Origin of the sequence: Streptomyces sp. BHT-5-2, from assembly GCF_019774615.1 — a bacterium.
GTDB lineage: Bacteria > Actinomycetota > Actinomycetes > Streptomycetales > Streptomycetaceae > Streptomyces.
The window spans coordinates 516,528-533,778 of record NZ_CP081496.1 but is presented as its reverse complement, the minus strand read 5'-3'; the positions used below and the strand labels follow the sequence as shown (position 1 = coordinate 533,778).

The window sequence follows — 17,251 nt, the reverse complement described above, 5'->3', positions numbered from 1 at the left end:
GGAGTGGCCGGGAGCGGGACGCGGGCCGTGCAGCAGGTCGTCGAGCCCTAGGATTTCTGGCATGAACACCTACACCGCGTTCGCCGTCTTCGTGCTGGCCGTCGCCATGCTCGTCACCTCCCTCGACCGCCGTACCAAGCCGCTGGAGCGGCGGTTGGCGCGGCTGGAGCGGAAGGTGGACCTGGTGATGGCCCACCTCGGGGTGGAGGAGGTGCCGGACGCGCGGATGGCCGAGATCGACGCGCTGCTCGCGCAGGACAAGAAGATCGCGGCGATCAAGCTCTACCGCGAGCTGACCGGCGCCGGTCTCGTCGAGGCGAAGGAGGCCGTCGAACGCCGGATGCGGTGAGCCCACGCCGGGAAGAGGATGTCGGTGAGGGCCCGGGGACCCGGCCCACCCCATGCGCGGCAGGGAGCGAGCGCCGATGTCAGCGAACCGGACGAGCGAGGCGACGGAAGCGGCCGCCGCCGACACCTACGACGTCATCGTGCTGGGCGGCGGGCCGACCGGCGAGAACCTCGCCGACCGGGTGCACGCCGGCGGTCTGAGCGCGGTGCTGGTGGAGCACGAACTCGTCGGCGGCGAGTGCTCCTACTGGGCCTGCATGCCCAGCAAGGCGCTGCTGCGTCCGGTCACCGCCCGCTCCGAGGCACGCCGGGTGCCGGGGCTGAGGGACGCGGCGGCCGGGCCGCTGGACGCGCCCGCCGTCCTCGCCCACCGCGACGCGATCGTCTCCTACTGGAAGGACGACGGGCAGGTCCGCTGGCTGGACTCCGCCGGCATCGACCTCGTCCGCGGCCGGGGGCGGCTGGTCGGGCCGCGGCGGGTGGCCGTCGACGGCGGACGGACACTGGTCGCCCGGCACGCGGTCGCGGTCTGCACCGGCAGCCGGCCGGTGCTGCCGGACGTCCCCGGGCTGGCCGAGGCCGGGCCGTGGACCAGCCGGGACGCCACCAGCGCCAAGTCCGTGCCGGGCCGGCTGGTGATCGTCGGCGGCGGGGTGGTGGGCGTCGAGATGGCGACCGCCTGGCGGGCGCTGGGCGCCGCGGTGACGCTCCTGGTGCGCGGCGACGGTCTGCTGCCCCGTATGGAGCCGTTCGCCGGGCAGTTGGTCGCCGAGTCGCTGGCCGAGGCGGGGGTGACCCTGCGGACCGGCGTGGCCGTGCGCGAGGTGCGGCGGGAGGCACCGGGCCGGCCGTTCACCGTCCACCTCGGCACGGGGGACGCGCTCATCGCCGACGAGCTGCTGATCGCGACCGGCCGCGCCCCGCGCACCGAGGACCTGGGGCTGGAGACCGTCGGCCTGACGCCGGGCGGCTGGCTGGAGGTGGACGAGACCCTGCGGGTCACCGGCGTGCCCGGCGGCTGGCTCTACGCCGCCGGCGACGTCAACCACCGCGCCCTCCTCACCCACCAGGGCAAGTACCAGGCCCGGATCGCCGGCGCCGCGATCGCCGCCCGGGCCCTCGGGGTCCCGGTCCTGGAGTCCGACCGCTGGGGCGCGCACAGCGCCAGCGCGGACCGGCACGCCGTCCCCCAGGTCGTCTTCAGCGACCCCGAGGCCGCCGCGGTGGGCCTGAGCGCCGCCGAGGCCGAGCGCGCCGGGTACCGGATCCGCGTCGTCGACCACGACCTGGGCGCGGTGGCCGGCGCGTTCCTGTACGCCGACGGCTACCGCGGCCGCGCCCGGATGGTCGTCGACCTGGACCGCGAGGTGCTGCTGGGCGCCACCTTCGTCGGGCCGGGCGTCGGCGAGCTGCTGCACTCGGCCACCGTCGCGGTCGCCGGCGAGGTCCCGATCGCACGCCTCTGGCACGCGGTCCCGGCCTACCCGACGATCAGCGAGGTCTGGCTGCGGCTGCTGGAGACGTACCGCGGCGACTGAACGGGGGCCGGGCCCCGTCCCCGCGCCGCGGTGGTCCCCCGCCGGCCGGGCGGCGCGCCGGATGCGGCGCGGCGCCACCCTCACGCCCCCGGCTCGGCCCCGTCCGCCGGCCAGGGGTCGGTCGGCCCGGCGTCGTCCCGGGAGGCCAGCGCGAGCAGCGCGCTCAGCCCTTTGTCGAGACCGAGGTGCGGGCCCTCCGAGCCCGGCGGCACGATCCGCAGGGTGCGCTCCAGCCAGGCCGACACCGCGGCGGCAGGCGCTTCCAGCAGCGCGTCGCCGTCCGGCGAGGACAGCGCCATGCAGACCAGGCTGCGGCCGTCCAGCTTCGTCGGCCAGACCCGCACGTCGCCCTCGCCGGACGGCCGGAACACGCCCTCGACGAGCAGTTCGCGGGCGAACGTCCAGTGGACCGGGGCGTCCGACCCGACGTGGAAGGTGACATGGACGGCGTACGGGTCGTCCGTCCGGTAGACCAGCCGGGCCGGCACCGGAATGCTGCGCTCCGGCGACAGGACCATGTTCAGTTCCAGTTCGCGTTCCACCGAGGTGTGCATCTCTCTCCGCCTCTCTCCGGCTCCCTGCGCGGGCCCGTGCGCGGACCCGCACCGGGAGAGAGCGGCCGGCGGCCGGACTCTTACACGACTTCGGAGAAGTTTTTTCCGCTGAGTTCCCTTGAGTTCCCTGTGGTTCCCGGGGCAGGGGAAGAACACGGTTGCGACCCGGGGCCCGATGGATGTGGACGCCCGGTTGCGGCAGACTGCACCCCGACACCCTCCAGGCCGAGAACAGATACGGGACTTCGGACATGAGCGCCCCTACCTCAGGATCCGCCGGCGGCAGCCCCACGCCAGGCTTCTACCCGGACCCGTCCATCCCCGGCTACATCCGGTACTGGAACGGTGCCGCATGGGTGCCGGGCACCAGCCGCCCGGCCCCCGCCGAGGGCGAGCCGATGCCGGCGCCGCCGCCCGGCACGGCTCCGGCGGCCCCCGCCGCCGTCGAGGAGACCGGCCCGGTCTTCCTGGACGAGGCCGGCCCGTCCGGCGCCGGACACGCGGTCGTGCGCCCGCACGACGACGCCGAGGCCCCCGGCGCGAGCGGCGGCGGCCCGGAGGGGGCGTCCGGCTGGCACGCCGACGCCGCCCGGCAGTCCGGCTTCGGCGAGGACGGCCGGGTCTCCTGGGGCGCGCCCGGCCAGGCCCCCGGCGGCGCGCCGGCCGGCGGCGCCTCCTGGGGCGCGCTCCCGCCGCAGCGCACGGCGGAGACCGACCGGGCCGCGGCCGGCGAGGCGCCCGGCGCCGCCCCGTCCGCGCCGGACGCCCCGGCCGACGGGACGGTCACCATCCGCGCCGTGGACCCCGGGGCCCGCCGCGGTTCCGGCGATCAGGGGACCACCGCGATCCGCGCGGTCCGGCCCCAGAACGCCGCCGCCGGGGACGCCGCCGGCAAGGCGCCCGCCGCGGACCACGGCACCACCGCCTTCCGCGCGGTCCGGCCGGACGCCGGCGAGGGCGGCCGCCCGGCGGCCCGCAACGAGACGATGGCCTTCCGGCTGCCGGCGGGCGAGCGGCCCGCGGCCGGCCCGGCCGGCGGCGCGCCGCAGTCCCTGCCCGCCACCGGGACGCCGTCCCAGCAGCCGTCCGCCCAGCAGCCGCCGGCCCCGCAGGCGCCCCGCCCGGCCCCGCCGCAGGCCGCCCAGCAGCCCCCGGCCGCCGCCCCGGCGCCCTCGCCCGCCTTCCCGGCGCAGGGCGCCGCCGGCGACGACGGCGTCATCCCCTGGAAGCCGCCGACCGCCGACGTCTTCTTCGCCGCCGCGCAGGCCGCCCAGGGCCACCCGGCGCCGCTCGGCCGCCGGCTGGCGGCCCGGCTGATCGACACCGCGGTGCTGGCCCTGGTCACCCTCGCGGTGGCGCTGCCCCTGTGGTCCACGGTCACCGACCACATCGACGCCAAGGTCGAGGCGGCCAAGCAGTCCGGCCGCCAGGTGACGGTGTATCTGGTCGACGGCACCACCGCCCCCGTCTTCCTGACGATCCTGGCCGTCGTCCTGATCGGCGGCGGCCTCTACGAGGTGCTGCCGACCCTCAAGTGGGGCCGCACGCTGGGCAAGAAGCTCTGCGGCCTGCGGGTGCTGGACATCGAGAGCCACGACACGCCGGAGACCGCGCAGGCGGTCAAGCGCTGGCTGGTCTACGGCGTGCTCGGGGTCGTCGTGGTCGGCGTGGTCAACGCCCTGTGGTGCGTGTTCGACAAGCCGTGGCGGCAGTGCTGGCACGACAAGGCGGCCCGTACCTTCGTCGCCTCCGAGGCGGCGGCCGACTGACCGTCACCCGGTCGTTCCCCGGGCCGTCACCCGCCCTGACGGCCCGGGTACCCCGATCGGACTCCGCCGGATGCGGCGCCCGGCCGCAGGCGGTCGACTCGGGCCATGAGTACCGACCAGCCCCGGCCCGGCCCCGGTGAACCGCCCGAGAACGATCCGTTCCTGAAGCAGCCGCAGGAGCCCCCGGCGGGCGGCGCTCCGCACGACGACGCCCCGCGCAACGGCTCCCCGCACGGCGCCGGCCCGGGCGAGGGCGCCGGTCCTCCGCCGCCCGCCGGCCCCCCGCCGCCGGGCGGCGCTCCACCCCCGGGCGGCGCCCCGCCCCCGCCGCCCCCCGGTGCCGGCCCCCCGCCGTCCTACGGCGGCGGCCCGTACGGCGGGCCCTCGGGAGGCGGCCCCTACGGCTCGGGGGAGTACGGGGCCGATCCCCTGGCCGGAATGCCGCCGCTGGCCAACCGCGGCAAGCGGCTGCTGGCCCGGATCATCGACGCGATCATCATCGGCGTCCCGGTCACCCTGATCATGAGCGCGATCGTCGGCTGGGTGGACTACTTCAGCACCACCAGCGCGGAGACCAGCAAGCAGGCGACGGTGTCCGGCGTGGCGATGCTGGTGTACCTGATCTACGAGGGGGTGATGCTGAGCACCCGCGGTCAGACGGTCGGCAAGATGGCGATGCGGATCCGGGTCGCGATGCTCGCCGACGGCTCGATCCCGACCCCGCAGGCCGCCTGGACCCGGGCCGCGGTCTACACCCTGCCGGAGATCGTCCCGTGCTGCGGCTTCATCTTCTGGCTGGTCAACGTCCTGTGGTGCACCTGGGACCAGCCGTACCACCAGTGCCTGCACGACAAGGCGGCCCGCACGGTGGTGGTCGCGACGGACTGATTCCCTTACGGGAAGACTCCCTTACGGGGAGATTTCCGTAAGGGACAGGGGACCTGACGAGGCGTCAGGCGTCCGGGTTCAGCGGGTGTGCTCGCCGACCCGGGCCCCGGCGCGCGGCCGCTGCCGCTGCCCGGCCGGGGGCGGCACGGCCCGCAGCGGGGCGGCTCCCTCGGGGGCCGGGGCGCCCGCGCCGCCGCGGCGCACCACCCGCGACATCCCCGGCATGGGCACCGTCATGGCGACCAGCAGCCCGAGCCCGAGGCCGGCCAGGGCGATGACCGCGGCCCCGATCCCGGTCTGCGTCTGCGAGAGCAGCAGCATCGCGAGGGTGGAGAGAAAGACCGTGGCCGAACCGTAGACGAGCTGGGTGGCGGTCGGACGAGGCATGGCGGAATCCGTCCTCGGAGGGTCGGCGGGGGTGTGGGACGCCCGGCGGCGCGCCGCCGAACGAGCCTACGATTCCTTGTGCCCGGGCGGAACGGAAGGTAAGCGTGACCTTACCCACCGTCCCGGAGCACGGGGGCGCACGGCACGGTCGCGGAGCGGTCCGGCACGGCCGCCCGGGGCGGCATCCGGCCTGCTGGGCGGTGGGGCGCATGCCCGTCGGGCATATCCCTCCGGGCGGCCTGCCGGGCCGCCGAACCATCCGGAAGCTATGCGTCCGCTGTCCGATAGCTGTGAAAACCAAGCCGGATAACGTACTTGGGCGTGCACACACACGTCAAGATCTGTCTTTTCTTCCCCACATCCGGTCGAATGCCCTCCAGCATCGGCCAGTTGAAGGGGAGGACTTCGCCAAGTGAGACACCACCGAAGACTGTTCGGAACGGCCGCCCTGGCCACGGCAATCGCCGCCACCGGGGCGGCCGTTCTCTCGACCGGGGTGGCCGCGGCCGACGCCCGGCCGTCCGTCGCGTCCACCGTCCGCCAGGACCCGGCCCCCGAGCGGGCCGACGCCCACGACCTCAAGGGCCCGTTCAGCGACCGTCAGCGTGCCCAGCGCACCGAGGCGCTCCAGCAGGTCATATCCGGCGACGCCGAGGCGACCGAGCGCGGGGGCTCCAAGGTCGTCAGGCTCGGCAAGGGCAAGTACGTCGAGCTGGCCCGGGAGAAGACCGACAAGATCTTCACCATCCTCGTGGACTTCGGTGACAAGGTCGACGACACCACGATGTACGACCCGGACGGCGACGGTCCGCTGCCGCCGGTCAAGAAGTACGGCGGCACCCCCGGCCCGGCCCACAACCGGATAGCGAAGCCGGACCGCGCGAACGACAACAGCACGGCCTGGCAGGCGGATTACAACCGGCAGCACTACCAGGACCTCTACTTCTCGCACGACAAGAAGAAGGAGTCGCTGGCCAAGTACTACGAGAAGCAGTCCTCGGGCCGCTACTCCGTGAACGGCCAGGTCTCCGACTGGGTCCGGGTCCCGTGGAACGAGGCCCGCTACGGCTCCAACTACTGCGGCTCCACCAACTGCCCCAGCGCCTGGGACCTGATCCGCGACGCGGTCAACCAGTGGGTCACCGACCAGAAGGCCAAGGGCCGCACCGACGCCCAGATCAAGGCCGACCTGGCCCAGTACGACCAGTGGGACCGCAACGACTACAACCACAACGGCAACTTCAACGAGCCCGACGGCTACATCGACCACTTCCAGATCGTGCACGCCGGTGAGGACGAGTCGGCCGGCGGCGGCGCCCAGAAGACCGACGCCATCTGGGCGCACCGCTGGTACGCGTACGGCACCGACGCCGGCAAGACGGGCCCCGCGGGCAACAAGGCCGGCGGCACCCAGATCGGCGACACCGGCTTCTGGGTCGGCGACTACACCATGCAGCCGGAGAACGGCGGACTCGGCGTCTTCGCCCACGAGTACGGCCACGACCTGGGCCTGCCGGACGAGTACGACACCACCGGCAAGGGCGAATCCTCGGTGGACTTCTGGTCGTTGATGTCGGCCGGCTCCTGGCTCGGCCGCGGAAAGGGCGCCATCGGCGACCTGCCCGGCGACATGAGCGCCTGGGACAAGCTCCAACTGGGCTGGCTCAACTACGCCACCGCCAAGGCCGCCACGCCGTCCCGGCACACCCTGGGCGTCGCCGAGTACAACACCAGGAACAAGCAGGCGCTGGTCGTCGACCTGCCGGCCAAGAAGGTCACCACCGAGATCGTCAGGCCCGCCGAGGGCGCCACGCAGTGGTGGAGCGGGATGGGCGACGACCTCTCCAACACCCTGACCCGGACGGTGGACCTCACCGGCAAGTCCCGTGCGGCGCTCACCCTCAAGGGCTGGTGGGACACCGAGAAGGACTACGACTCCGTCTACACCGAGGTCTCCACCGACGGCGGTGCCGACTGGACGCCCCTGGACGGCACCGCGAACGGCGCGCCGCTGCCGCGCGACGCCTCCGGCAAGCCCGCGCTGACCGGCACCGTCACCGCCCCGCAGGACCTGGCCTTCCCGCTGGACGCCTACGCCGGCAAGAAGATCGGCCTGCGCTTCCGCTACCAGACCGACGGCGGCGTCGCCCTGAAGGGCTTCACCGCCGACGCCCTCACCGTCACCGCCGACGGCGCCCCGCTGTTCACCGACGACGCCGAGCACGGCGACAACGGCTGGACCAGCAAGGGCTTCTCGCGGATCGGCTCGTCCTTCACCAAGGACTACCCGCAGTACTACCTCGCCGAGAACCGCCAGTACGTGTCCTACGACAAGACCCTGAAGTCCGGCCCGTACAACTTCGGTTGGAAGACCTCCCGGCCGGGCTGGGTCGAGCACTTCCCCTTCCAGAACGGCGTGCTGATCTGGCTCTGGGACACCTCGCAGCGGGACAACAACGTCGGTGTGCACCCCGGCGTCGGGCGGATCCTCCCGGTCGACGCGCACCCGGCGGCCGAGCGCTGGGCCGACGGCACCCTGATGCGCAACCGCTTCCAGACCTACGACGCGACCTTCACCGGAGCCCGGACGGACGCCCTCACGCTCCACAAGGACGGCGCCACGGTGAAGATCAGGTCCAAGCCCGGGGTGCGGGTCTTCGACGACCGCCACGGCGTCTACTACGACAAGGCGAACCCCACCGGCGGGGTGATCGTTCCTGACACCAACACCAAGATCTCGATCACCAAGGAGGCCCGGGACGGCTCGACGGTGCTCCTCACGGTCGGCCCTGCGAGTAAGTAAAAAGTAAAAGTCGCAGGTCACGGCGTTGTCGGCCGCCGCCCCCTAGCGGGCGGCGGCCGATAGGCGTTTAGATGCGTCCTACAGTTCCTTGTTGACGCCGAGTCTCACGGGGGAGATATGACGAGGACCAGAGGCGGGTTCATCAGGCTTCCCGGCGGAAGCGTGGTGGTCGCCCTCTCGCTGCCCAGGCCGGACCACGGACCGCTCTGCGGGCCCTACGACGGCGGCTGCCGCATCCGGGTCCTGGTGCACGCGGTGAACCGCCAGCGCGCCCTGACCAGGCTGCGCAACCTCGGCCTGCGGGCCGTCTACCTGCGCGGCAACACCGAGCCGCCGACCCCCGACGAGGTCACCGCGGTCCTCCACCACCCCGACGGCCTGGTCTGGCGCGAGACCCCCGACGACGACACCGAGTCCTGGCACCCGATACGCGCCCTGCTGCGCCAGAGGACGTCCGGCGCCGCGACCAGCCCGTCCGGCACTCCGAGCCCGTCCGGCGTCTGAGGACGAGTGGCTGAGCGGGCCGCGACACGGGCCCGCTCAGCCCCCGGCCACCACCGGCTTGCCGCTCAGCTCCGCCCCCGCCGCGCGGAGCTCGGCGAGGGCCGCCTCGGTGCTCTCGGCGGCCACCCCGGCCGTCAGGTCCAGCAGCACCCGCGTGGCGAACCCTTCGTGGACGGCGTCCAGCGCGGTGGCCCGCACACAGTGATCCGTGGCGATACCCACCACGTCGACCTCGGTGACCCCCCGCTCGCGCAGCCACCGCGCGAGCGGGGTGCCGTGCTCGTCGGTGCCCTCGAAGCCGCTGTACGCGGCCGTGTGGGCGCCCTTGGAGAAGACCGCGTCGACCGCGCCGGAGGCGATCGCCGGTGCGAAGTTCGGGTGGAAGCCGCTGCCCTCGGTGCCGGCCACGCAGTGCGCGGGCCAGGATGCGCGGTAGTCGGGGCGGTCGGAGAAGTGGTCGCCCGGGTCGACGTGGTGGTCGCGGGTGGCCACCACGTGGCGGTAGCCGCTGCCGGCCGCGGCGCCCACCAGATCGGTGATGGCCGCCGCGACGTCCGCGCCGCCCGCGACCGCGAGGCTGCCGCCCTCACAGAAGTCGTTCTGTACGTCGACGACGATCAGTGCCCGGTGCATGGTGCGTGCCTTCCGGCTGGGGTTCGAAGGGGGCGCGAGGTCTGGTGTGACCGAGGGTAGCCACTGCGGGCGCGGCGCGGGAGGGGTGCGGGCGGCCCCGCCGCACCCCGCCCGCCGCCCGCGCGGCTCAGACGAACTCGGTGGGCAGCACCGGCTCCCCGCGGGAGAGCTGCGTGGCCGACAGCGGCAGCCCGGCGCGGGCCGCGATGTGGCGGTCCCGGGCGGCGTCCAGCGGCTCCCGGGCCACCACCTTGCCGCCGCTGACCAGCGGCACCTGGAGCAGCCGGTCGGTCAGCCCGGCCGGCACCGGGCCGGTGCCGACCACCTCGGCCTCCGCCACCCCGTGCTCGTCCGGCCGGCGCGCCGCCCACTTGCGGCCGCCCACCGAGGACTTGGCGCCCATCGACTTCTTCGCCACCGGCCGCAGCGGCGCGCCCGGCTCGTCGCTGTCCGCCCGCGCCACCAGCTTGTAGACCATCGAGCAGGTCGGGTGCCCGCTGCCGGTCACCAGCTGGGTGCCGACGCCGTACGCGTCCACCGGCGCGGCGGCCAGCGAGGCGATGGCGTACTCGTCCAGGTCGCTGGTGACCACGATCCTGGTCTTGGTGGCGCCCAGCTCGTCCAGCTGCTGGCGCACCCGGTGGGCGATCAGCAGCAGGTCGCCGGAGTCGATCCGCACCGCGCCGAGGCCCGGCCCGGCCACCTCCACGGCGGTGCGCACCGCCTCGGTGACGTCGAAGGTGTCCACCAGCAGCGTGGTCCCGCTGCCCAGCGTCTCGACCTGCGCGGTGAAGGCGTCCCGCTCGCTGTCGTGGAGCAGGGTGAAGGCGTGCGCGCTGGTGCCGACGGTGGGGATGTTGTAGCGGAAGCCGGCCGCGAGGTCGGAGGTGACGTGGAAGCCGCCGACGTACGCGGCGCGGGCCGCGGCCACCGCCGAGAGCTCGTGGGTGCGCCGGGCGCCCATCTCCATCAGCGGCCGGTCGCCGGCCGCCACCGCCATCCGGGAGGCGGCCGCGGCCACCGCCGAGTCGTGGTTGAGGATCGACAGGATCACCGTCTCCAGCACCACCGCCTCGGCGAAGGTGCCCTCGACGCGCATGATCGGCGAACCGGGGAAGTAGACCTCGCCCTCCGGGTAGCCCCAGATGTCGCCGCGGAAGCGGTAGTCGGCCAGCCAGTCCAGGGTCGGCCCGTCGAGGATGCCGCGCTCCCGCAGGAAGCCCAGGATGGTGTCGTCGAAGCGGAAGTTCTCCACCGTGTCCAGCACCCGCCCGGTGCCGGCCACCACGCCGTAGCGGCGCCCCTCCGGCAGCCGTCGGGTGAAGACCTCGAAGACCGACCGCCGGTCCGCGGTCCCGGACCGCAACGCGGCCTGCAGCATGGTGAGTTCGTACTGGTCGGTGAAGAGCGCAGTCGACGGCACGGCCACCGGCAGCCCCAGGTCTGCTGTGTTCATGGGGAAGATGCTACCCCTCATACTCGTCAGTTTGACGATAGTGGTCCGCGGTCCACCCGGCGCCCCTGCGCGCCACGCCCGTCGCGGCCCGTGCGCGGGGGCATTTGTGCGTCCCCCGCCCCCGGGTGGCAGCATGGGCCCTGTGAGCGCCCATCCGTCACCCATGAGCACCCTCCGCCCGCACCACGGCAGCCTCAGCGTCCCGGTCGAGATCGAGCGCCCGGAGGCCGAGGAGGCCGCCTTCGCGGTGCCGGAGCCGGACGTCCCGTGGGTCACGGTCGTTCACAACGACCCCGTCAATCTCATGAGCTATGTCTCCTACGTCTTCCAGACGTACTTCGGCTACTCCAAGGACAAGGCGCACCGGCTGATGCTCGACGTCCACCACAAGGGCCGCGCGATCGTCTCCAGCGGCAGCCGCGAGGAAATGGAACGCGACGTGCAGGCCATGCACGGCTACGGCCTGTGGGCCACGCTGCAGCAGGACCGCGGATGACCGGCCAGTTCGAACCGCTGCCCGGCGGCGGCGCCGCCGCCCCGCTCGACGAGGTCGAGATCTCCATCCTGCGCAGCCTGGCCGTCCAGCTGCTGGAGCTGATCGGCCCGGGCGACGAGCCCGCCGGCGGGGACGACCCGCTGGCCGCGCTGTTCGCCGAGGGCCCCAGTGAGCCGCCGTCCGACCCGGTGCTCGCCCGGCTCTTCCCCGACGCCTACGGCGGCCCCGACCTCGTACCGGACGACGATGTGCGCGCCGCCGCCGCGGAGTTCCGCCGCTACACCGAGAACGACCTGCGGGCCCGCAAGCGCGAGGACGCCCTGGCGCTGGTGCGCGCACTGGACGCGCTGACGGCGGAGAGCGGCGGCGCGGTGCTGCGGCTCAAGCCGGACGAGTGCCGGCAGTGGCTGGGCGCGCTCAACGACCTCCGGCTCGCCATCGGCACCCGGCTGGAGGTCACCGACGAGGAGGACGGCGGGGAGCTGCTGCGGCTGCCGGACAGCGATCCGCGCAAGCCGATGGTGCTGGCGTACTTCTGGCTCGGCGGCCTCCAGGAGACGCTCGTCGAGGCGCTGACCGGCTGATCACGGGGCCGGCGGGCGGCTCCGGCGCGGAACCGGCGCGGGCTCGCCCGGCCCCTTCCGCGTTCGCTCAGCGGAGGCTCAAATCCGGATAACGATCGCGTTACCACACCCGTGTGCTCTGTTGCGTATTTCGCCCTTTGTCCTGTTTTTCCTGCGCGGCAATTCGCATCCTCCCTGGTCGGTTTCCGGTGAGCCGTGATAAAAGTTCTCGACCTGCCGTCAGTGACGCCACCCCTGTCACTGCGGGAGCGCTGAGCCGGCCGACCGTCGGCGTGCAGGACTCCATCCGGGGGGATCGGGACCCGATCCGGGAAGAACCGGATCGGTATGGAGAAAGGCGCACCACTCATGACCTCTGTGCAGGTCGACAAGAATCGCGACGGCAACGAGGCCGCCGGCGAGGCCCCTGAAGAGGGCTATCAGCGGGGTCTGGGCAATCGCCAGATCCAGATGATCGCCATTGGTGGCGCCATCGGTACCGGTCTGTTCCTCGGAGCGGGCAAGGCCATTTCCAAGGCCGGACCGAGCATCATCCTGGCGTATGCCATCGTCGGTCTGGTCATCTTCCTCATCATGCGGGCCCTGGGCGAACTGCTCATGTACCGGCCCGTTTCCGGCTCGTTCTCCGAGTACGGCCGGGAGTTCCTCGGCCCGTTCATCGGCTTCGTCACGGGCTGGACGTACTGGCTCTTCTGGGTCGTCACCGGCATCACCGAAGTGACCGCCGCGGCCACCTATGTCCAGTACTGGAACGAGGGCATACCGCAATGGGTCTCGGCGCTGGTCTTCACCGTCGCGCTCTTCGGCATCAACCTGATCTCGGTGAAGATCTTCGGTGAACTGGAGTTCTGGTTCTCGATGGTCAAGGTCACCGCGATCATGGGCATGATCCTGATCGGCCTGGGCGTCATCACCCTCGGCTTCTCCAAGGCCGGGGACACTGCCTCGTTCACCCTGCTCTGGTCGCACGGCGGCTTCTTCCCCAAGGGCATCGGCGGCACGCTGATGACCCTGCAGATCGTGATGTTCGCCTTCCTCGCCGTCGAACTCGTCGGCGTCACCGCGGGCGAGGCGAGCAACCCGAAGAAGGTCCTGCCCAAGGCGATCAACACCGTGCCGTGGCGGATCGGCCTCTTCTACATCGGTGCGCTCATCATCATCCTGTCCGTCGTCAGCTGGACGGTCTTCAAGCCGGGCGTCAGCCCCTTCGTCGCCGCCTTCCAGCAGATCGGCCTGCCGGCCGGCGCGGGCATCGTCAACTTCGTCGTGCTGACCGCCGCGCTGTCCTCGGCCAACTCCGGGATGTACTCCACCGGCCGGATGCTGCGCGACCTCGCGCTCAACGGCCAGGGCCCGAAGTTCTTCACCAAGCTCAGCAAGAACGGCCTGCCCACCCGGGGCACCGGCATCTCGGTCGCGCTGATGCTGTTCGGCGTCTACATCAACTACCAGTGGCCGGGCGACGCGTTCAACTACGTCGTCTCCTTCGCCACCATCTCCGGCATGTGGGCCTGGATCGTCATCCTCCTCTCCCACCTGCGCTACCGGGCCAAGGCCGACCGCGGCGAGCTGCCGCAGTCCGACTTCAAGGCCCCCGGCGCCCCGTACACCTCGATCTTCGCGCTGGCCTTCATCGCCATGGTGATCGTGATGATGGGCGTCGACCCCGACACCCGGATCTCGCTCTACGCGGCCCCCCTGTGGGCCGTCATCATGGGCGTCGGCTACCTGGCGATCAAGCGCCGGGACGCCGCCCAGCTCAACGGCGCGTCCACGGAGCCGGCCGAGAAGGGCTGACATCCCACGGAGAACCGGCCGGAAACCACCGGCCGTCCAGCATGCGGGCCCGCGCGTACCACTCTTCGGTACAGCGCGGGCCCGCTGTCTGCCCGCCCGTCGCCCGCCACCACCCTCAACCGAGCGCTTCGCGCGCCTCTTATCCTTGGCCGCATGCTGACCCTCACCAAGGCCCTCCACGACCAGATCGTCGCGCACGCCCGGCAGGACCACCCCGACGAGGCGTGCGGCGTGGTCGCGGGCCCGGCCGGCAGCGGCCGCCCCGAGCGGTTCGTCCCGATGCTCAACGCCGCCCGCTCGCCCACCTTCTACGAGTTCGACTCCGCCGACCTGCTCAGGCTCTACCGCGAGATGGACGACCGGGACGAGGAACCGGTCATCATCTACCACTCGCACACCGCCACCGAGGCGTACCCCTCGCGCACCGACATCTCCTACGCCAACGAGCCCGGCGCGCACTACGTCCTGGTCTCCACCGCCGACACCGACGACGCCGGCCCCTTCCAGTTCCGCTCGTTCCGCATCGTGGACGGCGAGGTCACCGAGGAAGAGGTCCGGATAGTCGAGAGCCAAGTCTGAGGCGTGGGCCACCCCATACCGGAGCCCCGTCGCTCTCCGTACGTGCCGTGACCTGGGCGTTCGCCCCCGGTCGCGGCACGTACGGAGAACGGCACCGGCCCCGCGTCCCACCTGTCGTACAGCGGTCGACCGCATCCTGAGACGGGCTTCCAGAAGCCGGACCGGGAATCGATACGATGACCGCATGGTTGAGCGTGTCGTGTGCGGAACGAGCGAGCGGAGGCCGGGTGTGCAGGCGCACGCCCCGCTCGCCGTGCGTCGCTCCGCATCCGCCCTCCTGGGCGCCTTCGGCTGCGGAGCCGCCCGACTGCACGTCGACCTCTGCCGCCTCTCCAGCGCCATCTGTCCGCGCTGCGCCGCGAGCTGACCACCGCCTGCCGCGGCGCCGCGCCGCGCCCCCGCGGGCCCGCGCCCGGTGCGCACCGCACCGCCCGCACACCGCCGCGGTGCACCGCGCACACCCGCCCGCACCGCCCGCACACCGCACCCGCCACCGCACCCCGAACTCCGACAGGAGCACTCCCATGGCCATCGAGGTCCGCATCCCGACCATCCTGCGCAGCTACACCGACGGCCGGAAGGCCGTCGAGGGCAGCGGGGCCACGCTCGACGCACTCTTCAAGGACCTGGACGGCCGGCACGCCGGCATCCGCGCCCGCCTGGTCGACGACGCCGGGGAGCTGCGCCGCTTCGTGAACGTCTACCTCAACGACGAGGACGTGCGCTTCCTCGCCGGCATCGGCACCGAACTCGGCGACGGCGACAGCGTCACGATCCTGCCCGCCGTGGCCGGCGGAAGGGTCTGAGGGACCGTGCGGTACGACTCCCCGCTGGCGGCGGTCGGGAACACCCCTCTCGTCCGCCTCCCGCGCCTCTCGCCCTCCGAGGACGTCCGCATCTGGGCGAAGCTGGAGGACCGCAACCCCACGGGCTCGGTCAAGGACCGGCCCGCGCTCCACATGATCGAGCAGGCCGAGAAGGACGGCCGGCTCACCCCCGGCTGCACCATCCTGGAGCCCACCAGCGGCAACACCGGCATCTCACTGGCCATGGCGGCCAGGCTCAAGGGCTACCGCATCGTCTGCGTGATGCCCGAGAACACCTCCGCCGAGCGGCGCGAGCTGCTCGCCATGTGGGGCGCCGAGATCATCTCCTCGCCCGCCGCCGGCGGCTCCAACACCGCCGTGAAGGTCGCCAAGGAACTCGCCGCCGAGCACCCCGACTGGGTGATGCTCTACCAGTACGGGAACCCCGACAACGCCGGCGCGCACTACGCCACCACCGGCCCCGAGATCCTCGCCGACCTGCCCTCGGTCACCCACTTCGTGGCGGGCCTGGGCACCACCGGCACCCTGATGGGCGTCGGCCGCTATCTGCGCGAGCACGTCCCCGGCGTGCGGATCGTCGCCGCCGAACCCCGCTACGACGACGTCGTCTACGGCCTGCGCAACCTCGACGAGGGCTTCATCCCCGAGCTCTACGACGAGTCCGTCCTCACCACCCGCTTCTCCGTCGGCTCCGAGGACGCCGTCCGCCGCACCCGCGAACTCCTCGCGACCGAGGGCATCTTCGCCGGCATCTCCACCGGCGCGGCGCTGCACGCCGCCCTCGGTGTCGCCCGGAAGGCGGTCCGCGCCGGCGAGTCCGCCGACATCGTCTTCGTGGTCGCCGACGGCGGTTGGAAGTACCTCTCCACCGGCGTCTACACCGCCGAGTCGACCGAGGCGGCGATCGCCACGCTGCACGGCCAGCTCTGGGCCTGAAGGCCCCGCGACCCGAAGGGGTGGCCGCCGGCGTCCGCCGCGGCCACCCCTTCGCGCACCGCCCGCCGCCGGTCCCGCCGCGCGGCCGGCACCCCGGGACTTCCGCCCACCGGAAGCCGGCGCGCGGCGGCCCGCCGAACCCCCACCCGGACTGGTGATTCCGCCCACAGCTCGCCCCACCAAAGGCGCCTCACGCCCTTTTGCGCCTTACGCTCGTGGGCACCGCACCGACCGCCAAGGACCCGGCAGCAGCCCGCACAGCACCGTCGGGACCGCCCGTTTCGGCACCGCCGGCCGCCGCCCTCCCCCAGCTACCGCGGGTGGGGGTGCCCCCAACGTCAGCTGGGGGAGTGCCCCCAGCCCATGGAGGTTCACGCCCGCATGAAGCTCACCGTCGTCGGATGCTCGGGGTCGTTCCCCTCCGTGGAATCGGCCTGTTCGAGCTACCTCCTGGAGGCCGACGGCTTCAGGCTGCTCCTCGACATGGGCAACGGCGCCCTCGGCGAGCTGCAGCGCCACTGCGGTCTCTACGACCTGGACGCCGTGCTGCTGTCGCATCTGCACGCCGATCACTGCATCGACCTGTGCGGCTACTTCGTCGTCCGCTACTACCGCCCGGACGGCGGCCGTTGCGCGCCGATGCCGGTCCACGGCCCGGCCGGTACCGAGCGCCGGCTGACCGCCGCGCACGCCGACCTGCCGCACGAGGCGGCGATGAGCGAGGTCTTCGACTTCCGCACGCTCACCCCCGGCACCACCACCATCGGCCCGTTCACCGTCCGCACCGAGCTGGTCAGCCACCCCGTCGAGGCGTACGGCTTCCGCATCGAGCACGGCGGCCGCACCCTGACGTACTCCGGCGACACCGGGCCCTGCGCGGCGCTGGACCGGCTCGCCGAGGGCGCCGACCTCTTCCTGTGCGAGGCGTCCTTCACCCACGGCAAGGAGGACATCCCGGACCTCCACCTCAACGGCCGGGAGGCCGGCGAGCACGCCCGGCGGGCCGGCGCCGGCCGGCTGGTGCTGACCCACATCCCGCCGTGGACCGACCCGGACATCAGCGTCCGCGACGCCCAGAAGGTCTACGACGGGCCGGTCGAGGTCGCCAAGGCCGGCGCGGTCTACGAGGTCTGAGCGCCGGGCCGCCGGCGC

At 72.9% G+C, this 17,251-nt stretch carries 18 protein-coding genes; 14 read left to right on the top strand and 4 right to left on the bottom strand.

Features of this window, described 5'->3' with window-relative positions; all coding sequences use genetic code 11:
- Positions 1-61: 61 nt before the first annotated feature.
- Positions 62-349 carry a ribosomal protein L7/L12 gene (locus K2224_RS02285; RefSeq protein WP_221904999.1) on the top strand — a complete coding sequence of 96 codons (288 nt, stop codon included), beginning with the start codon at positions 62-64 and terminating at the stop codon, positions 347-349.
- A gap of 76 nt (positions 350-425) precedes the next feature.
- The gene (locus K2224_RS02280) at positions 426-1,886 is read left to right on the top strand and encodes an NAD(P)/FAD-dependent oxidoreductase (RefSeq protein WP_221904997.1); all 1,461 of its coding nucleotides are present in this window, start codon (positions 426-428) and stop codon (positions 1,884-1,886) included.
- Positions 1,887-1,966: 80 nt separating this feature from the next.
- On the opposite strand, the gene K2224_RS02275 is transcribed toward K2224_RS02280, so the two are convergent.
- On the bottom strand, positions 1,967-2,440 hold the full coding sequence (locus K2224_RS02275; RefSeq protein ID WP_221904996.1) for an SsgA family sporulation/cell division regulator: 474 nt from the start codon (positions 2,438-2,440) through the stop codon (positions 1,967-1,969).
- 251 nt (positions 2,441-2,691) lie between these two features.
- Here K2224_RS02275 and K2224_RS02270 point away from each other — a divergent pair, with 251 nt between their 5' ends.
- Both K2224_RS02270 and K2224_RS02265 read left to right on the top strand, forming a co-directional pair.
- Complete coding sequence (locus K2224_RS02270) at positions 2,692-4,209, top strand: RDD family protein (protein ID WP_221904994.1); 1,518 nt, start codon at positions 2,692-2,694, stop codon at positions 4,207-4,209.
- Between the two features lie 105 nt (positions 4,210-4,314).
- A complete protein-coding gene (locus tag K2224_RS02265) occupies positions 4,315-5,097 on the top strand; it encodes an RDD family protein (RefSeq protein WP_221904992.1) in 783 nt (260 codons plus the stop codon).
- Between the two features lie 78 nt (positions 5,098-5,175).
- Here the strand turns inward: K2224_RS02265 and K2224_RS02260 are convergent, their stop codons facing one another.
- On the bottom strand, positions 5,176-5,484 hold the full coding sequence (locus K2224_RS02260) for a hypothetical protein (protein WP_221904991.1): 309 nt from the start codon (positions 5,482-5,484) through the stop codon (positions 5,176-5,178).
- Between the two features lie 412 nt (positions 5,485-5,896).
- Between K2224_RS02260 and K2224_RS02255 the strand changes: the two genes are divergently transcribed.
- Complete coding sequence (locus tag K2224_RS02255; RefSeq protein WP_221904989.1) at positions 5,897-8,287, top strand: immune inhibitor A domain-containing protein; 2,391 nt, start codon at positions 5,897-5,899, stop codon at positions 8,285-8,287.
- Positions 8,288-8,404: 117 nt separating this feature from the next.
- Positions 8,405-8,791: a hypothetical protein gene (locus K2224_RS02250; RefSeq protein ID WP_221904987.1), complete on the top strand. Its 387-nt coding sequence runs from the start codon at positions 8,405-8,407 to the stop codon at positions 8,789-8,791.
- Between the two features lie 36 nt (positions 8,792-8,827).
- Here K2224_RS02250 and K2224_RS02245 read toward each other — a convergent pair whose 3' ends face one another.
- A complete protein-coding gene (locus tag K2224_RS02245) occupies positions 8,828-9,424 on the bottom strand; it encodes an isochorismatase family protein (RefSeq protein WP_221904985.1) in 597 nt (198 codons plus the stop codon).
- A 127-nt stretch (positions 9,425-9,551) separates the two neighbouring features.
- The gene (locus K2224_RS02240; protein ID WP_221904984.1) at positions 9,552-10,880 is read right to left on the bottom strand and encodes a nicotinate phosphoribosyltransferase; all 1,329 of its coding nucleotides are present in this window, start codon (positions 10,878-10,880) and stop codon (positions 9,552-9,554) included.
- A gap of 163 nt (positions 10,881-11,043) precedes the next feature.
- Between K2224_RS02240 and clpS the strand changes: the two genes are divergently transcribed.
- The 8 genes from clpS (at position 11,044) to K2224_RS02200 (ending at position 17,233) form a co-directional block, all read left to right on the top strand.
- The gene (clpS, locus tag K2224_RS02235) at positions 11,044-11,376 is read left to right on the top strand and encodes an ATP-dependent Clp protease adapter ClpS (protein WP_221904982.1); all 333 of its coding nucleotides are present in this window, start codon (positions 11,044-11,046) and stop codon (positions 11,374-11,376) included.
- Entirely contained in the window at positions 11,373-11,960 is a 588-nt protein-coding gene (locus tag K2224_RS02230; protein WP_221904977.1) for a DUF2017 domain-containing protein, read from the top strand. Before clpS ends, K2224_RS02230 begins: the two co-directional genes overlap by 4 nt.
- A gap of 348 nt (positions 11,961-12,308) precedes the next feature.
- Positions 12,309-13,757 carry an amino acid permease gene (locus tag K2224_RS02225; protein ID WP_221904976.1) on the top strand — a complete coding sequence of 483 codons (1,449 nt, stop codon included), beginning with the start codon at positions 12,309-12,311 and terminating at the stop codon, positions 13,755-13,757.
- Between the two features lie 153 nt (positions 13,758-13,910).
- Positions 13,911-14,336 (top strand): Mov34/MPN/PAD-1 family protein, encoded by a 426-nt coding sequence (locus K2224_RS02220; protein ID WP_221904975.1) that lies wholly within the window; start codon positions 13,911-13,913, stop codon positions 14,334-14,336.
- A 184-nt stretch (positions 14,337-14,520) separates the two neighbouring features.
- Entirely contained in the window at positions 14,521-14,703 is a 183-nt protein-coding gene (locus tag K2224_RS02215) for a putative leader peptide (RefSeq protein WP_221904974.1), read from the top strand.
- 157 nt (positions 14,704-14,860) lie between these two features.
- Positions 14,861-15,142, top strand: coding sequence for a MoaD/ThiS family protein (locus K2224_RS02210; protein WP_221904973.1), 282 nt, complete (start codon positions 14,861-14,863; stop codon positions 15,140-15,142).
- Between the two features lie 6 nt (positions 15,143-15,148).
- Entirely contained in the window at positions 15,149-16,099 is a 951-nt protein-coding gene (locus K2224_RS02205) for a PLP-dependent cysteine synthase family protein (RefSeq protein WP_221904972.1), read from the top strand.
- 381 nt (positions 16,100-16,480) lie between these two features.
- Positions 16,481-17,233, top strand: a complete 753-nt coding sequence (locus K2224_RS02200; RefSeq protein WP_221904971.1) for an MBL fold metallo-hydrolase — start codon at positions 16,481-16,483, stop codon at positions 17,231-17,233.
- Positions 17,234-17,251 lie beyond the last annotated feature (18 nt).

What these genes read in the sequence shown, in the direction of transcription:
- K2224_RS02285 (WP_221904999.1), top strand. Translation starts at nt 62, where the DNA reads ATGAACACCTACACCGCGTTCGCCGTCTTCGTGCTGGCCGTCGCCATG.
- K2224_RS02280 (WP_221904997.1), top strand. Translation starts at nt 426, where the DNA reads ATGTCAGCGAACCGGACGAGCGAGGCGACGGAAGCGGCCGCCGCCGAC.
- K2224_RS02275 (WP_221904996.1), bottom strand. Translation starts at nt 2,440, where the DNA reads ATGCACACCTCGGTGGAACGCGAACTGGAACTGAACATGGTCCTGTCG.
- K2224_RS02270 (WP_221904994.1), top strand. Translation starts at nt 2,692, where the DNA reads ATGAGCGCCCCTACCTCAGGATCCGCCGGCGGCAGCCCCACGCCAGGC.
- K2224_RS02265 (WP_221904992.1), top strand. Translation starts at nt 4,315, where the DNA reads ATGAGTACCGACCAGCCCCGGCCCGGCCCCGGTGAACCGCCCGAGAAC.
- K2224_RS02260 (WP_221904991.1), bottom strand. Translation starts at nt 5,484, where the DNA reads ATGCCTCGTCCGACCGCCACCCAGCTCGTCTACGGTTCGGCCACGGTC.
- K2224_RS02250 (WP_221904987.1), top strand. Translation starts at nt 8,405, where the DNA reads ATGACGAGGACCAGAGGCGGGTTCATCAGGCTTCCCGGCGGAAGCGTG.
- K2224_RS02245 (WP_221904985.1), bottom strand. Translation starts at nt 9,424, where the DNA reads ATGCACCGGGCACTGATCGTCGTCGACGTACAGAACGACTTCTGTGAG.
- K2224_RS02240 (WP_221904984.1), bottom strand. Translation starts at nt 10,880, where the DNA reads ATGAACACAGCAGACCTGGGGCTGCCGGTGGCCGTGCCGTCGACTGCG.
- clpS (WP_221904982.1), top strand. Translation starts at nt 11,044, where the DNA reads ATGAGCACCCTCCGCCCGCACCACGGCAGCCTCAGCGTCCCGGTCGAG.
- K2224_RS02230 (WP_221904977.1), top strand. Translation starts at nt 11,373, where the DNA reads ATGACCGGCCAGTTCGAACCGCTGCCCGGCGGCGGCGCCGCCGCCCCG.
- K2224_RS02225 (WP_221904976.1), top strand. Translation starts at nt 12,309, where the DNA reads ATGACCTCTGTGCAGGTCGACAAGAATCGCGACGGCAACGAGGCCGCC.
- K2224_RS02220 (WP_221904975.1), top strand. Translation starts at nt 13,911, where the DNA reads ATGCTGACCCTCACCAAGGCCCTCCACGACCAGATCGTCGCGCACGCC.
- K2224_RS02215 (WP_221904974.1), top strand. Translation starts at nt 14,521, where the DNA reads ATGGTTGAGCGTGTCGTGTGCGGAACGAGCGAGCGGAGGCCGGGTGTG.
- K2224_RS02210 (WP_221904973.1), top strand. Translation starts at nt 14,861, where the DNA reads ATGGCCATCGAGGTCCGCATCCCGACCATCCTGCGCAGCTACACCGAC.
- K2224_RS02200 (WP_221904971.1), top strand. Translation starts at nt 16,481, where the DNA reads ATGAAGCTCACCGTCGTCGGATGCTCGGGGTCGTTCCCCTCCGTGGAA.